This is a genomic window from Kitasatospora sp. NPDC036934 (genome assembly GCF_055608425.1).
The window spans coordinates 419263-434400 of record NZ_JBVJQR010000001.1 but is presented as its reverse complement, the minus strand read 5'-3'; the positions used below and the strand labels follow the sequence as shown (position 1 = coordinate 434400).

15 protein-coding genes are annotated in these 15138 nt (G+C 73.4%); 8 read left to right on the top strand and 7 right to left on the bottom strand.

Features of this window, described 5'->3' with window-relative positions; genetic code table 11:
• Positions 1-39 precede the first annotated feature (39 nt).
• Together ACZ7BZ_RS01990 and ACZ7BZ_RS01985 are read left to right on the top strand one after the other, a co-directional pair.
• Positions 40-1500, top strand: a complete 1461-nt coding sequence (locus ACZ7BZ_RS01990) for a cytochrome P450 family protein (RefSeq protein WP_470356662.1) — start codon at positions 40-42, stop codon at positions 1498-1500.
• 235 nt (positions 1501-1735) lie between these two features.
• A complete protein-coding gene (locus ACZ7BZ_RS01985) occupies positions 1736-2038 on the top strand; it encodes a hypothetical protein (protein ID WP_470356661.1) in 303 nt (100 codons plus the stop codon).
• Positions 2039-2079: 41 nt separating this feature from the next.
• Here the strand turns inward: ACZ7BZ_RS01985 and ACZ7BZ_RS01980 are convergent, their stop codons facing one another.
• Positions 2080-2796: an SDR family NAD(P)-dependent oxidoreductase gene (locus ACZ7BZ_RS01980; protein WP_470356660.1), complete on the bottom strand. Its 717-nt coding sequence runs from the start codon at positions 2794-2796 to the stop codon at positions 2080-2082.
• A 124-nt stretch (positions 2797-2920) separates the two neighbouring features.
• Here ACZ7BZ_RS01980 and ACZ7BZ_RS01975 point away from each other — a divergent pair, with 124 nt between their 5' ends.
• The gene (locus tag ACZ7BZ_RS01975) at positions 2921-3973 is read left to right on the top strand and encodes an Lrp/AsnC family transcriptional regulator (protein ID WP_470356659.1); all 1053 of its coding nucleotides are present in this window, start codon (positions 2921-2923) and stop codon (positions 3971-3973) included.
• 61 nt (positions 3974-4034) lie between these two features.
• On the opposite strand, the gene ACZ7BZ_RS01970 is transcribed toward ACZ7BZ_RS01975, so the two are convergent.
• Positions 4035-5666 carry a purple acid phosphatase family protein gene (locus ACZ7BZ_RS01970; RefSeq protein ID WP_470356658.1) on the bottom strand — a complete coding sequence of 544 codons (1632 nt, stop codon included), beginning with the start codon at positions 5664-5666 and terminating at the stop codon, positions 4035-4037.
• A 196-nt stretch (positions 5667-5862) separates the two neighbouring features.
• Between ACZ7BZ_RS01970 and ACZ7BZ_RS01965 the strand changes: the two genes are divergently transcribed.
• Positions 5863-6492: an RNA polymerase sigma factor gene (locus ACZ7BZ_RS01965; protein ID WP_470356657.1), complete on the top strand. Its 630-nt coding sequence runs from the start codon at positions 5863-5865 to the stop codon at positions 6490-6492.
• A gap of 56 nt (positions 6493-6548) precedes the next feature.
• Positions 6549-7550: a CU044_5270 family protein gene (locus ACZ7BZ_RS01960; RefSeq protein ID WP_470356656.1), complete on the top strand. Its 1002-nt coding sequence runs from the start codon at positions 6549-6551 to the stop codon at positions 7548-7550.
• 93 nt (positions 7551-7643) lie between these two features.
• Here the strand turns inward: ACZ7BZ_RS01960 and ACZ7BZ_RS01955 are convergent, their stop codons facing one another.
• Entirely contained in the window at positions 7644-8483 is an 840-nt protein-coding gene (locus tag ACZ7BZ_RS01955) for an NAD(P)H-binding protein (protein WP_470356655.1), read from the bottom strand.
• A gap of 96 nt (positions 8484-8579) precedes the next feature.
• Here ACZ7BZ_RS01955 and ACZ7BZ_RS01950 point away from each other — a divergent pair, with 96 nt between their 5' ends.
• Complete coding sequence (locus ACZ7BZ_RS01950) at positions 8580-8951, top strand: winged helix-turn-helix transcriptional regulator (RefSeq protein WP_470356654.1); 372 nt, start codon at positions 8580-8582, stop codon at positions 8949-8951.
• Positions 8952-9016: 65 nt separating this feature from the next.
• On the opposite strand, the gene ACZ7BZ_RS01945 is transcribed toward ACZ7BZ_RS01950, so the two are convergent.
• Entirely contained in the window at positions 9017-9658 is a 642-nt protein-coding gene (locus ACZ7BZ_RS01945; protein WP_380459513.1) for a DUF4360 domain-containing protein, read from the bottom strand.
• A gap of 258 nt (positions 9659-9916) precedes the next feature.
• On the opposite strand from ACZ7BZ_RS01945, the gene ACZ7BZ_RS01940 reads away from it, so the two are divergent.
• Positions 9917-11098 (top strand): CapA family protein, encoded by a 1182-nt coding sequence (locus tag ACZ7BZ_RS01940; RefSeq protein WP_470356653.1) that lies wholly within the window; start codon positions 9917-9919, stop codon positions 11096-11098.
• 87 nt (positions 11099-11185) lie between these two features.
• Here the strand turns inward: ACZ7BZ_RS01940 and ACZ7BZ_RS01935 are convergent, their stop codons facing one another.
• Positions 11186-12079 (bottom strand): NADP-dependent oxidoreductase, encoded by an 894-nt coding sequence (locus ACZ7BZ_RS01935; RefSeq protein WP_470356652.1) that lies wholly within the window; start codon positions 12077-12079, stop codon positions 11186-11188.
• A 70-nt stretch (positions 12080-12149) separates the two neighbouring features.
• Here ACZ7BZ_RS01935 and ACZ7BZ_RS01930 point away from each other — a divergent pair, with 70 nt between their 5' ends.
• The gene (locus ACZ7BZ_RS01930) at positions 12150-12728 is read left to right on the top strand and encodes a TetR/AcrR family transcriptional regulator (protein WP_470356651.1); all 579 of its coding nucleotides are present in this window, start codon (positions 12150-12152) and stop codon (positions 12726-12728) included.
• A gap of 68 nt (positions 12729-12796) precedes the next feature.
• Here ACZ7BZ_RS01930 and ACZ7BZ_RS01925 read toward each other — a convergent pair whose 3' ends face one another.
• Entirely contained in the window at positions 12797-13639 is an 843-nt protein-coding gene (locus ACZ7BZ_RS01925; protein WP_470356650.1) for an SAM-dependent methyltransferase, read from the bottom strand.
• 61 nt (positions 13640-13700) lie between these two features.
• Positions 13701-15053 carry an MFS transporter gene (locus ACZ7BZ_RS01920; RefSeq protein WP_470356649.1) on the bottom strand — a complete coding sequence of 451 codons (1353 nt, stop codon included), beginning with the start codon at positions 15051-15053 and terminating at the stop codon, positions 13701-13703.
• Positions 15054-15138: the final 85 nt, after the last annotated feature.

The window sequence follows — 15138 nt, the reverse complement described above, 5'->3', positions numbered from 1 at the left end:
GAAACCTGCGACCCTGCGACCCTCGCGACCGGAGACCTTGTGACCACCCCGTTCCCCGACGACGCCGCCCCCGTCCCGCCGCCCGGCTGCCCCGCCCACGGGCGCGCGATCGAGCCGGTCGGCCCCGGCGGACTGCGCCGGCTCTACGGCCCGGAGGCCGAGGCCGACCCGGCGGGCCTGTACGAGAAGCTGCGCGCCGAGCACGGCGACGTCGCCCCGGTGCTGCTGCACGGCGACCAGCGGGCCTGGCTGATCCTCGGCCACGGCGCCAACATCACCGCGATGCGCACCCCCTCGCTGTTCTCCCGCGACTCCCGGCTGTGGAGCGCCTTCCGCAACGACGAGGTACCGCCCGACTCCCCGCTGCTGCCGGTGCTCGCCTGGCAGCCGATCTGCGTGTTCGCCGACGGCGAGGAGCACCGCCGACTGCGCAACGCCGTGCTGGACGGCCTGAACGGCTTCGACCGGCGCGGCATCCGCCGCCACGTCCGCCGCTTCACCACCGACCTGGTGCAGGTGGTCGGGCCGACCGGCCGGGCCGAGCTGATCACCCAGTTCGCCGAACACCTGCCGATGCTGGTGATGACCAAGCTGCTCGGCATGCCCGACGAGTACGGCCCCCAACTCGTCGACGCCGCACGGGACCTGATGAAGGGCACCGAGACGGCGATCGCCAGCAACGAGTACGTGGTGGCCAGCTTGCGCCGCACCATCGCGATCAAGCACGAGTCCCCCGGCGACGACCTGACCAGCCGGCTGCTCGCCCACCCGGCCAAGCTCAGCGACGACGAGGTGATGGAGCACCTGCGGGTGGTGCTGCTGGCCGCCAACGAGACGACCGTCAACCTGATCGCCGACTCGCTGAAGATGGTGCTCACCGACCCGCGCTTCCGCGCCCACCTGTCCGGGGGCCAGATGACCCTGGGCGAGGCGCTCGACCAGGTGCTCTGGGACTCCCCGCCGATGTCCCTGGTCGCCGGGCGCTGGGCGACCGCCGACACCGAGCTGGGCGGCCAGCAGATCCGGGCCGGGGACCTCCTGCTGCTCGGCCTCGCCGCGGGCAACGTCGACCCGGTGGTCCGGCCCGACCTCACCACCCCGCTGTACGGCAACCGCTCCCACCTGTCCTTCGGGGCCGGGCCGCACGAGTGCCCCGGCCAGGACATCGGACGGCACGTCGCCGAGGCCGGAATCGACATCCTGCTTACCCTCCTCCCGGACCTCCGACTGGCCGTCCCCGAGGAGGAGCTGACCTGGAGCTCGGCCTGGATCTCGCGCCATCTCACCGCGCTGCCGGTGGAGTTCACCGCCCACGAGATCGATCCCGACCCGGAGTCGGTGGCCGAGGCCGAGCGGGTGAAGGAGGAACGGGAGCTGGCGGCCCGGGCCCTGGAAGCCGCCCAGCGGGCCGCGGCCACCCCCGCTCCCCCAACCGCCGCCACCGTCCCGGCGCAGCGGCGCAACTGGTGGGACGTGCTCACCGGCCTGTTCCGACGCTGACCCCGCCCGGCGCGGGCGGGCGGGCGCTGCTCCCCCGCCCGCCCTTCGGCAGGAGGCGTCCGGACCGGGCCGGGTCCGGCCGGACGCGGAAGCCTCGATCCGGCCGACCGTAGCGGGCCGTCGTGCGGGCCGGGGCGCGGGGTGCGCCCCGGCCCGGGCCTCCGGATCCGCCGTCGACTGGTCCGGATGCCGCTCTGCGCGTGCAACGTGACAGATCGGCGGCGACGTTGAGGAGATGAACACCGTCATCGTGCTCGAACCCGACACTCCGACCAATGTCCGGCTCCTCGGCCCCGACCATGAGCCGGCCGACCCGGATAGCCCCGTGCGCCTGGCGCACTCCGCCCCGGCGGACGACTCCGGCCTCTGCGGTCCGCTCACCCTGTGCGGCCTGGACGCCTCCGACATGACCGTCGCGCCGCACCGCACCACCGACGACGGCCGGCCGTGGCCGTACTGGAACGCGTGCACGGCGTGCCACACGGCAGGGGAGGGTGCGGCGGGGACGGCCCTGCCCGCCGGCGACCCGGGCGCCTAGGCGCGTCCCCCGGGCAGCGCGGCGGGCGTCCGTCACCGGGTTCACCAGGGGACGGTCCGGCCGAAGCGGTCCAGGTAGGCCAGGCCGGGCGTGCCCAGTCGGGAGAGCAGGACGTCCACCAGCAGGGGGACGGTCTCCTCGATGGTGAACGGCGCGTCCGGACCGCCCAGGTCGGTGCGGATCCAGCCCGGCGCCAGGAGGACGAAGGAGCGCCGCGTCCCGCTTCGCCGGGCGGTGAAGCTCCGCAGGAACATGTTCAGGGCCGCCTTGCTCCCCCGGTAGAGCTCGCGGCCCCCGGTCGTGTTGTTCGTGATGCTGCCCTGTCCGGAGGTCATCGCCCCGATGAGTCCGGCCGGGGGGACCAAGTCTTCGAGGGCTTCGATGACGCGCATCGGGCCGAGCGCGTTGGTGACCATCACCTCGATGAAGTCGGCCGTCGGGACGGCGCCGACGGGTGTCCGCTCATGGCTCGCGGTGCCCGCGTTGACGAAGAGCACGTCGAGTCGGCGGTGCGCCAGGCGTTCGCGCAGCCGGGGCAGGTGGGCCGGGTCGTTGACGTCTAGGTGCTCGACGGTCACCCGCCCGTCCGCCTGGTCCGCGAGCCCGTGCAGCGGCGTGCGGGCGGTGGGGTCGCGGACGGTGCCGACGACGTGCCAGCCCCGGTCGAGGAACTCCGCCGCCATCGCGTGGCCGAGGCCGCGGGAGGCCCCGACGATGAGTGCGGTGGGTGGGTGTTGTTCAGTACCAGCCGATGACATCCGGTGTCATCTCCGTTCTTCGAGTCCGTGCTTCGAGTCCGTGCTTCGGACGTCGTGCTCCGGAGTGTTCCGTCCGCACCGCGTCGCGGGCGAGCCACCGGCGCGTTTTCGTACGATTGCCCGCATGAACAGGGCGCTGATGACGGAATCCGCTGCACTGCAGCCCGACGACGTACGAATCATCCGGGCGTTGCAGATCGCGCCGCGGGCCTCGTTCGCCGCGATCGCGACCGCCCTCGGGCTGACCGAGGGAGGCGTCAACCGGCGGTACCGCCGTCTGCGCGCCGACGGGGTCATCCGGGTGGCCGGCATGGTCAACCCGGGCGCCCTGGGGCAGAGCAGGTGGCTGGTGCGACTGCGCTGCCGCCCGGGCAGTGTGGTGGCGATCGCCGATGCACTCGCCGAGCGGGCCGACGTCAACTGGGTGGCCCTCGGCGCGGCGGGCTGCGAGATCACCTGCGCGACCCAGTCCCGGACCAGGGAACAGCGCGAGGACCTCCTGGGGCAGCGGCTTCCCCGTACGGCCGCGGTGCTCGACATCAACGCCTTCGCCGTCCTCCGGCAGTTCCTCGGCGGCCGCGGCCACTACTGGTCCGCCCTGCAGGGCACGCTGACCCCGGAGGAGGAAACCGCGCTGGGGAGCAGCGGGCCCCCCTTCACCGAGGCTCCCGTGGTCAGCCGCGAGCCGCTGCGGCTCACCCCCGAGGACGAGCGGATGCTCGACGCACTCGCCGCGGACGGCCGTGCCAGTCTGGTCGATCTCGCCGCGGCAGCCGACCTCACTCCGGGGCGCGTCGCACGGCGCCTCGAAGTCCTGCTCCAGCAGCGGGTCGTCCACATCGACGTGGAGATCGCCGCCGCGGCCCTGGGCTACCACGCGCGCGCGAACCTCTGGCTCCGGGTGCACCCGTCGGCGGTGAAGAGCGTGGGCCGCGCGCTCGCGCAGGAGCCCGAGACCGCCTTCGTCGCGGCCGTCTCCGGTCCCTGGAACCTCCACGCCGTCGCGCACTGCCGGGACCTCGACGAGTTGTTCGAGTTCACGTCGGATCGTGTCGGGTCGCTGGCCGGTTTGCAGAGCATGGAGGTCTCCCCGGTGCTGAGGCACGTCAAGCAGGCCGGCACCCGGCTCGTCGACGACCGCCTCGTCGATCCGTCCGCCGCCCGCGCGCGGCGCTGAGCGGGCGCGGCCGCCTGCCGGGCCGCGTCCCGCCCGCCCTTCGGGCCGTCAGTCGTACCCGTCAGTCGTGCCCGTCGGTGCGGCGCCGACGGAGGGTGAAGGTGTCGACCGGGGTGAGGTCCCCGTACGGGCCGTCGAAGGTGTAGTAGGTGACCCGCATCGTGGTGGTGCCCCCGCGCCGGTCGCCGGGGTCGACCTCGAAGGCGGCGAAGCCATGGGTGTGGGTGCGGTCCTGGTAGGCGGCCCAGGGGGCGTCCTCGGTGAGCCAGACCGACTCCCGGTACGGCGCACCCGGGGCGGGCTCGGGCTCCAGGCCGATGACCACCCGGCCCTGGGGGCGTTCGAACAGGTCGTCCTGGGTGGTGGCGGCGTTGCCCCCGGCGCCGATGATCATGTGGACGGTGCCGAGGCCGGTGTCGGCCACCCGGGGGTCGGTGCCGGTGGGCACCGGGGTGCGGGTGTCGTTCGGCAGGGTGCCGCGGACGGGGTGGGAGCGCTCGTAGTAGTGCTCGTGGCCACTGACCACCAGGTCGACCCCGTAGGCATCGAACAGCGGGCCCCAGGCCTCGCGCACGCCGAGGTCGCTGCCGGAGCCGTGCTTGGAGCTGGAGATCATCGGGTGGTGCATGCAGACCACGATCCAGTCGATCGCCCGGCTGCTCCGGGCCGTCCGCAACTCCCGCTCCAACCAGCGCTGTTGGGCACCACCGGAGTAGCCGCGCAGATACGTCTCACCGGAGTTCTGGATGGCCACGTCGTCGTTGGCGAGGCTGATGAACCGCACCGAGCCGACCGTGAAGGCGTACCACATGCCCCGGGTCTCCTGGTCGCGGTCGGCGGTGGAGTCGGGGAGGGTGAAGTAGGTCTGGTAGCCGGCGGCGCCGATCGGGCCGTTGCCGCTCTCGTTCTCGTGGTTGCCGGCGCAGGGCATCCAGGGGCGCAGCCGGGCCGAGCGGCTGTTGCTGATGAACCAGTCGGCCCAGGTGGCGGTGCGGCTCTGGCCGTGCCGGCCGCTGTAGGAGGCGTAGCAGAGGTCGCCGTTGACCAGGTTGAACAGCGGGCCGACGCGTTCCACGGCGGCGACGATGTCGGCGGCGTGCGGCGAGCCGATCTGGCTGCTCATGTAGACCGGGTAGTTGCCGAGCGGCGAGGGCATGCCCTCCGGGAAGACGAGGTGGCGGCGCAGGTTGGGGGTGGCCTGGTCGCCGAAGCTGGTGAAGGTGAAGGGGGTGCGGCCGCGCGGGGCGGTGGTGAAGCTGCCGGTCTCGGGATTCGCGCCGTCGTGTCCGGCGCTGTAGAGGTAGGTGGTGGCCGGGCGCAGGCCGGTGAGCCGGGCGTGGTGGACGTACACCTCGTCCTTGCCGAGGGCGTCGCGGTAGCTGCGGGTCTCGGCCTCGACCACCGTGCCGGGGCCGCCGCCGGGCGAGCCGAGCCGGACCAGCGGGCGGCTGACGGACTGCGGACTGATCCAGGAGACGGTCATCTCGCTGGCGGGGTCGGTGCCGAACTGGAGGTGCAGGCCGCTCACCGCGGGTGCACCGATCCGGTGCGGGCGGGCCTGCAGCAGCGGGCTCGCCGGCGGGCCGGCCGCGCCGCCGTCCGCGTTGGCCGGACCGACGGAGGCGCCCGCGCCGACCAGGGCGGCCCCGGCCGCCGACGTGCCCTTGAGAATGGACCTGCGTGCGATCGTCATGATGCTCCGTCTACCGAGTGGGGGTCGGATCGCAGCACTGTAGCGGCATGCTCATGTAAAGACGACCGTTTCGGGCCGACCTGACGGACAGGACCTGTTGACGGATCGTCCGGTCCGGCGAGCAACGGCAGGGGGGCGCCGCGCGGAGTGAGCGGGATCACAGGGAACCCGGCGGGCCGGGCGGACAGGGATCGGTGTGGAACTTTCACAGCGGGCACGACTACGTGCCGGGGACCAGAGCGCACTGGCGGAGCTCTTCGACGCGCACGCCCAAGGCATCTACGGGTACGCCCTCCGGACCCTCGGGGACTGGGCGGCGGCCGAGGACGCCGTCTCGCTGACCTTCCTGGAGGCCTGGCGCCTGCGCGGCAAGCTGCGCGAGGAGGCCGAGGACCTGCGGCCCTGGTTGTTCGGCATCGCCACCAACATCCTGCGCAACACCGCACGGGCCGCCCGCCGGCACCGGGCCGCCATGGCCAGGCTCCCCGAGCGGGGGCCCGTACCGGACTTCGCCGACGAGCTGGTCGACCGACTCGACCACGACTCCCGGCTGGCCGCCGTCCAGCGGGCCCTGGCCGGGCTGCGGCGGGGCGAACGCGAGGTCTTCCGGCTGTGCGTCTGGGTCGGCCTGGACTACGCCTCCGCCGCCGAGGCCCTGGGCGTCCCGATCGGCACCGTACGCTCCCGGCTGTCCCGGGCGCGCACCCGTCTGCGCCTCCTCACAGAACAGGAACTGACGATCTCCATGGAACTGGCCGTCGCCTCCGGACAGGTACCGGGCAGCCGCCCCGAGGCGGTCCGGTCGATGCGGGGGGACCTCTGGTGAACGACACACCCGAGCGACTCTCCGCCGACCGCCACCGAATGCTGAAGGAGCATCTGATGAGCGAGATCGCAGGGAACCCGGCCGTCAGGAAGCCGCGGTCCCGGCGGCGCCTGGGCTGGCTGGCGGCGCCGCCGCTGGTCGTCGGCCTCGCCGCGGCGACGGCCCTGATCATCCCGGGGCAGCAGGCGACCGGCGGTCGCACGGCGATCGCGCCGGCCAACGCCCCGGGCCGCTCGGGGCCGCCAGCGCCCTGCCCGGCGGGCGCGGCGGCCCCGAGCGCTTCGGCGAGCCCGACGGCCGCCGCGGCCGCCACGGCCGGCACCGCCGGCACCGCCGCGGCGGACCCGACGGAGCACCCGACCACCAAGGACCCGCTCCGGGAGCTGGCCGAAGCGGCGACGGCCGCGGCCGCCAGGCCCGCGCCGGACGTCAGGGACGGCCAGTTCGTCCACACCCGGACGGTGGAGCGGATCGACGGCGGGTCGGCCTGCGTGCGCAAGGTCTGGAGCTCGGCCGACGGCAGGTCGGAGGGGCTGATCGTCGATCCGTGGCACGGGACGATGAAGCTCAGCGGCAACCGGCAGAACGTGCCGCCGAGCCTCGCCGAGCCGACCTACCGGTACCTCGCGGCGCTACCCACCGACCCGGACAAGCTGCTGCCCCTACTCCGCGCGGGCGCCAGGAGCAGCAGCAAGGACCAGGACCTGGACCCGGATCTCGTCGCCTTCCGCGAGGCCGAGTCCCTGCTGACGACCCAGCTGATGCCCCCTGCGGTCGGGGCCGCGTTCTGCCGAACGGTCGCCACCCTCCCGGGCGTGTCCGTCGTTCCCGACGCCGTCGACCTGCTCGGGCGGCACGGGATCGGGGTGACCGGCGAGGACGGGACGGACCGGGTGCAGCTGATCTTCGACCGGAACACCTGCGAGCTGCTGGGCGACAAGCGCGTCCGGCTCGTCGACACCTCGGCCCAGGGCGGTCTCCGGGCCGGCGCGGCCTCCGAGGAGGCCATCGTGCTGCGGGCCGTCACCGACCGTGCGGGGCAGGAGACCGAGGGCTGACCTGCTCGCGCGGCCGCGGCCGGTGCGTCGGGCGGGTGCGTCGGAACCCGCCCGGAGCACCCGCCCGCGCGCCCAGCCACGACGCCCGCCCGGTCAGCGGAACGCGGCGACGTTGCGCGCGGCCCAGTCCGCGAAGGGGCGCGGGGCGCGGCCGAGGACCCGCTGCACGTCCGGACTGATCCGCAGTTCGGCCGGGTTCGGGGCGCCGAGGATGTCCAGGGTGTCGTCGGCCAGCTCCGCCGGCATGGCCTGGCTCATGGCGGACCTGGCCTCCTCGCGGGTGAGTTCGTGGAACGTCACGGGCGAGCCGAGGGCGGCGGCGATGGCCTGCACCTGCTGCCGCGGGCTGATCACCTCGGGGCCGGTCAGCTCGTACACGCCGCCGGTGTGCCGGTCGTCCAGCAGGCAGGCCGCCGCGACGGCGGCGATGTCCGCCGGGTCGACGAGCGGTACGCCGACATCGCCGAACGGTGCGGCGACGAGCCGGTGGCCACGGACGGACTCGGCCCACCACAGGGCGTTGGAGGCGAAGCCGCCCGGCCGCAGCACCGCCCACTCCAGGCCGGAGTCCCGCAGGGTGTCCTCCAGGCCGCGCATCGCGATCCGGGTTTCGCCGAACGGCCTGGTCACCACGCCCTGACTGGAGAGCAGCACGACCCGGCGCACCCCGGCGGCCGCGGCCTCGCCGATGAGCCCGGCCGGGTGGGCCTCGGTGGAGTGGAGGTCTCCCGAGAGCAGCAGGAACAGCGTCTTCGCCCCGGCCAGCGCGGGCCTCAGCTCGGCCGGGCGGGACAGGTCGGCCGCCAGGTGGCGGACGCCGTCAGGCAGCGCCGCCGCGCGCCGTGACACCGCCGTCACCTGCTCGCCCGCCTCGGCGAGCGCCTGGGTCAGCGGCCGTCCGATGTTTCCGGTCGCCCCGGTCACCACGATCATGATCAGCTCCTCGTCGGATGTCGTCCTCAGATGGCCCTCACGCTAGGAGTTCGGACTAACTCTTCGTAAGGACATACCTCTGGGTAAGCTCATGACGTGACAGAAGGCTTCCAGCACAGCCCGGTCGGGACCATCGGCCGGTATGACGTGTTTCACACCGACTGTCCCGCGCGGAACGTGGTCGACCACGTGACCAGCAGGTGGGGCATCTGGGTGCTGATCTCCCTGCGCCGCCACCCCCTCCGGTTCTACGAGCTGCGCGAGAGCATCCAGGGCATCAGCGAGAAGATGCTCGCCCAGACCCTGCGGGTACTGGTCCAGGACGAGCTGGTCTGGCGGAAGGTCGAGCCGACGACGCCACCCCAGGTCAGCTACGGGCTCACCGAGTTCGGCCGGGCGGTCGGCGAGCCGCTGACCGAGCTGTTCGACCGGATCACCCGGTGGTTGCCCCCGCGCGATGCGGACTGAAGCGGACCCGGACACGCCCCGGCCCCGGCGGCCGGGGCTCCGCCGGGGCCGGGACCGGCCAGGGATCAGGGGCACTGCTTCCAGGCGAGGTGGTAGGTGGTGTTGATGCTGCCGTCCGTCGAGTCCATCGTCATGAAGCTGGTGGTGTGGGCCTGGTCCGAGGTCCCGGCGGCGACCCGCAGTTCGGTGTTGATGTTGAAGTTGCGCTCCTCCCCGCAGGGGGCGAAGACCAGGGCGGCGACGTCGACGGTGTCGGTGGCCTGCCAGTTGTCGTCCGTGGGGCCGTCGAAGCGGTGGCTCTGGTAGGTGGTCTCCGGGTCCCCCTGGAAGTAGTAGCTGGCCCGTTCGATGCCGCTCGCGCCGTTCTCCAGGTGGGCGAAGCCTCGGTAGTCGGCGGAGGCGATGGCGTAGGTGAAGCCCTGGGGGACGTGCACCCGCAGGTCGAGCTGACAGTTCTTCCGGAAGTCGGTCGGCCTGGAGCCCACTCCCACCTGGGCGAGGTAGCTGCTGTAGGTGACGGTGAAGGCGGTGTTGTCCGGTGAGACGGCGACGGCGGCCGTTCCGGCCGGGCAGCCGGAGCCGTTGACGGTCGCGACGTCGATGACGATCCGGTCAGGCGGGGTCGGCAGCGCGTCGCCGCCGAAGGTCGAGGAGCCGACCAGGGTGGCGGAGACGGCGGCGCCGATGGCCAGGGTGCGGAGCAGCATGGGCTTCCCCTTCGATCGTCCGTGGAGCCGGGAGGGCGGCGCGGTGCCGGTCCGGGCGCACCGCCCGCCGCCGGGCTTGTTTTGACGTGGATATGTCAGCACATCGAGCGCACCGTGTACAGGGGGTGACACATGGTCACCGGATCCGGCCCGACAGCCCCCCGGGTGACCTGCGGGCGTGGGGCGGACGGCCGGCGGATCGACGGCCCGCATAGTCGGAGGGTTGATCACACCGTCCGATCGTGAGACGAGCCGACCATGCCACTGCCCCGCCGGCGGACCGCCGTCACCGCCCTCGCCCTGCTGCTCGCCCTCCCCGGCTGCGGTGGCCCGCAGCTGCCCGGGCCGCCGGCCTCCGCCACCCCGAGCCCGACCCCCACCCCGACCGGCCCACGCGCGTTCACCCTGGTGGCCACCGGCGACGTCCTCCCGCACACCGAGATCATCCAGCAGGCCAAGGAGGACGCCGGCGGCGCCGGCTACGACTTCACCGCCATGCTGGCCGGCGTCAAACCGCTGATCAGCGGCGCCGACCTGGCGGTCTGCCACATGGAGACCGTCTACGGCGCCGACGGCGGCCCGTACACCGGGTACCCGGCGTTCAAGTCCCCGCCACAGGTCGCCAAGGCCCTCAAGGACGCCGGGTACACCGCCTGCGACACCGCCTCCAACCACACCCTGGACGACGGTCCGGCCGGCATCCGTCGCACCCTGGACGCGATGGACGCCGTCGGTCTCGCCCACACCGGCTCCGCCCGCACCGCCGAGGAGGCCGGGCGGCCCGCGCTGCTGCACGCGGGCGGCGCGACCGTGGCCCAACTCGCCTACACGTACGGCACCAACGGCATCCCGCTGCCCCCGGGCGAGCCCTGGGCCGCCAACCTGATCGACCGGGACCGGATCCTCGCCGACGCCCGCGCCGCCCGGGCGGACGGCGCGGACCTCGTGGTGGTCACCATCCACTGGGGCACCGAGTGGCAGGACACCCCCGACGGGCAACAACTCACCCTGGCCCGCGAACTGTCCGCGGCCGGCCAGGGCCCGGGCCGCCCCGACGTCGACCTGATCCTCGGCACCCACGCCCACATCCCGCAGGCCTACGAGAAGCTCGGCGACACCTGGACGGTCTACGGCCTCGGCGACCAGCTCGCCGGCCACATGTTCCGCTACGACGGCGCCGAGGACCCGCGCGGCAACTGGAGTTCGATCGCCCGCTTCACCGTCAACCCGCCCGCAGGCCCCGGGCAGCGGTGGACGGTCGGCCGGGCCGAGTTCGTGCCGCAGATCACCGACCTCGGCCCGCCCTACCGGGTGCTCGACCTGCGCGAGGCCGTCCGCCGCGACCCCGGCCGCGCCGACTGGTCCCGGGCGCTGGAGCACATCCGCACGGTGGTGCTCAGCCGGGGCGCCGGGGCGGCCGGGCTCACCATGGCGCAGTGACGGCCTGCCTGCTGGCCGGCCGGTCGGTCGGTCAGGTCGGTCGGTCAGGTCGGTCGGTCAGGTCAGGTCAGGTCAGGTCAGGTCAGGTCAGGTCACGATGACCCGGCGGCCACGGGTGTGGCCGGCCTGACTGTCGACGTGCGCGGCCGCCGCCTCGGCCAGCGGGTAGCAAGCGTCGACCGGGATGTGCAGCCTGCCGCGGGCGATCAGCTCGGCGGCCTCGGCCAGTGCCGCCGGTACGCTCCCGGCCACCCCGGAGAAGCGGACACCGTGTTCGGGCGCGCCGAGGTCGGCGATGGAGACCACCTTCCGCGGATCGCCGGTCAGTTCGACGAGTTCGCGGATCACCCCGGCCCCGGCCAGGTCGAGGGCGGCGTCGACCCGGCCGAGCCGGCGCACCCGCTCCACCCAGCCCTCGCCGTACGTGGTGGCGGTGGCGCCCAGGCCGCGCAGGTAGTCCTGGTTCGCGGCCCCGGCCGTGCCGATCACCGCGATGCCGCGCTCCCGGGCGATCTGCAGCACCGCCGACCCGACGCCGCCGGACGCGCCGCTGACCAGCAGGGTCTGCCCAGGCAGCACCCCGACCTCGCGGATGACGCGCAGCGCCGTCTCCACCACGGAGGGGTATCCCGCCGCCTCCTCGAAGGTCAGGCCCTCGGGCATCCGGGCCCAGGCGGACAGCACGGCGAACTCGGCGTAGGTGTCGGCGCCTTCGCCGAACACGTGGTCGCCGACCGCGACACCCTCGACCCCCTCGCCCACCTCGTCCACCACCCCGGCGGCGTCCAGTCCGACGCCGGCCGGCAGCCGGATCGGATGGGCCCCCAGCACCTGGCCCTCGCGGAGCCGCCAGTCCACGGGATTCACACCCGCCGCCCGTACGGCGACGCGGATCCGGCCGGGGCCCGCGTGGGGCTCCTCGGCGTCGATGAGGTGCAGGACGTCCGGGCCGCCGAACTCGGCGAAGCTCACTTTCTTCATGCGCCAGACCATAACACTACCGGTTAGTGTTTTGAATCGGTTGCATTTTCCTCCCTGGTAGCATCACCGCATGACCGAGCCGACCGGCCGCCGTGAGCGCAAGAAGGCCGCGACCCGCCAGAAGATCGCCGACACCGCCCTGCGGCTCTTCCTGGAACGCGGGTACGAGGAGGTGGGCATCCGCGAGGTGGCCGCCGAGGCCGACGTCGCCGTCACCACGGTCTTCTCCCACTTCGCCTCGAAGGAGGCGCTGGTCTTCGAACAGGACCAGGACTTCGAGCAGCGCCTCACCCGGGCGGCCACCGACGCCTCGCCCGACGAGCCGCTGATCCCCGCGCTTCGCCGCGAGATCCACGCCATGGTGCGCCACTGCACCGCGGAGGGCGCCGACCCGATCTGGCGCATGATCGACGGCTCACCCGCCCTGCGGGAGTACGAGGAGTCGATGAGGCTGCGTCACGCGGACTCGCTGGCCGCCGCCATCGCCGGCCGGCCCGACCCGGTACCGTCCGCGACGGCGTGCCGGGCGATCGCCCGCTTCGTGGTCGGCGCCTTCTCGCTGGCCCGCGAGGCGGACGACCCCCGGGGCGCGGTGGACGAGGTCTTCACGATGATCGAGGCGGCCTGGAACTCCACCGGCGCGGCCTGAGAACACCAGTGGCCCGTGATCCGCGTCCAGCGGGGACCACGGGCCACTGGCCCGACAGCGGACAGACCCTAGGGCTTGCGGGCGAGGCCTCCGTACACCGAGACCTCGGCGTCGGCCGAGGGCGCGCCCGGCTCCGGGTGCCAGCGGTTGATCAGGACCACGCCCGGGTCGTCCAGCTCCAGCCCGGTGAAGAAACGTTCCACCGCGGCGAGCGGGCGGGCGTGGACCTCTATCCCGGCCTCCGCGTAGCGCTGGACGCCCGCCTTGGCAGCCTCCGGCGCGTTGTCGGCCGTACCCGCGGTCAGAGCGAGGAAGCTGCCGGCCGGAAGGGCGTCCAGCAGCTTGCGGACGGGCGGGTACGCGGCCTCGTCGGAGAGGAAGTGCACGATGTTGATCAGCGTCAGCGCGACCGGCCGGGTGAGGTCCAGGGTGGCCGCCACCGCCGGGTCGGCCAGGAACTCCTCCGGCTCGCGCAGGTCGCCCTCGACGTAGGCGGTGCGCCCCTCCGGGGTGCTGCTGAGCAGGGCCCGCGAATGGGCCAGCACGATCGGGTCGTTGTCGACGTACACCACCCGACAGGACGGGTCCACCGCCTGGACGATCTCGTGCAGGTTCGGTGTGGTGGGGATGCCGGTGCCGACGTCCAGGAACTGGCGGACGCCGTGCTGCTGCGCGAGCCGACGGACCATCCGGTGCATCACGGCCCGGGCGGCGGTGGCGCCGGCCCGGGCGGCGGGCAGGTCGGCGAGCACCCGGTCGCCGACCTCGCGGTCCACCGGGAAGTTGGTCTTCCCGCCGAGCAGGTAGTCGTAGACCCGCGCGGAGTGCGCCCGGTCGGTCCGCAGGTCCACCTGGGGCGGCTCCTCGAAGTCGGCCTCGATCAGCCAGCTGTCCGGTCCGTTGCCGTCCACAGTCGCCCCTCCCCGTCCGGCGTTTGGTCCGGACCACTCAACCACAGGATGTGAACGTCCGTCAGGCGGTTCCCGGTGTCCGCTGAACCTCTCCTTCCGCCTCCCGCAGCGCGGCGGTGAACGAGGGAACCCGCATCGCCGTCAGCAGGCCCAAGGCGGGCCCCGCCGTGCAGACCGTGACGTAGAACGGGATCAGTCCCAGCCTGCCGTGGTCGGCCAGCCACTGGGCCAGCAGCGGGAAGGTGCCGCCGAAGGCCGCGATGGTGGCCGCGTTGACCACGCCCAGGCCCACCGCCCGCACCTCGGTCGGGAACAGCAGGCCGGTGAAAACGTTGAGGGTGCCGAGCACCGTCGCCACCATCATCCCCAGCAGCACGGCCACCAGTTGGAACGGCAGCCAGCCCCCGCGCAGCCCGACCAGCAGGAACCCCACCAGCGGGACGGGCAGCCCGAAACCGATCCGGGCCACCGGCAGCAGGCCGAAGCGGTCGGCCGCCGCGCCGGTGAGCAGCATGGTGGCCAGCACGACGGCCAGCACGATCGTCATGAAGGAGGCCGCCCGCTCCTTGTCGATGACGTGGTAGGCGGCGGCGTACTGGGGCAGGTAGGTCAGCGCGAAGTAGTAACCCACCGTGCCGCCCAGGGTGTTGAGGAAGACGGTGAGCACCGCCCAGCGGTGGTCGCGCAGCGTGCGCAGGTAGGACGGCCGCTCCCCCGGCTGCGCCTGGGCCCGGGCGCGGTGGAACTCGGTGCTCTCCGGCGCGGCCCGGCGCACCCACACCGCGCCCAGCCCCAGCAGCGCGGCCACCAGGAAGCCCCAACGCCAACCTCCTTCCTCCAGGCCGGACTTGCCGATGGTGTGGATCAGCGTGGTGAGCACCCCGAAGGACAGCAGCGAGCCCAGGATGATCCCGCCGTAGGAGACCGAGCTGAACGCGAAGCGGTGCCGGGGCGGCGCCGTCTCGGTCACGTACGCGGCCACGCTCGGCGCCTCCCCGCCGAAGGCGAGCCCCTGCACCACCCGCACCACCACGGCCAGCACCGCCGCCCAGACGCCGATGGTCCGCTGCCCCGGCAGCACGGCCAGGCCCAGGCTGGCGACGGCGATGACGGCCATGCCGAGGCTGAGCGCGAAGCGCCGCCCCCGGGTGTCGCTGAGCCGGCCGATCAGGTAGGAGCCGACCGGCCGGGCCACGAAGCCCACCGCGAAGGTGGCGTACGCGGCGAGTACCCCGCTCACCCCGCCCTTGCCGTGCCCGAAGAGGTCGGCGGCGAAGTAGGGCGCGAGCACGGCGTAGATGTTCCAGTCGAAGGACTCGACCACCGATCCCACCGTCGCCGCCGCCAACTCCCGTTGCCGGCCCCCGTCCTGCACCCCGTCGCGCGGCGGGGCGGTGTCGATGCGATCTGTCATGGCGTCAGCATGACACCGTTCGACCAGCGGCGGAATCGGGTTCGGCGCGCCCCGCGACGGGTCCGGCCGGGCCGCGAACGCCTCC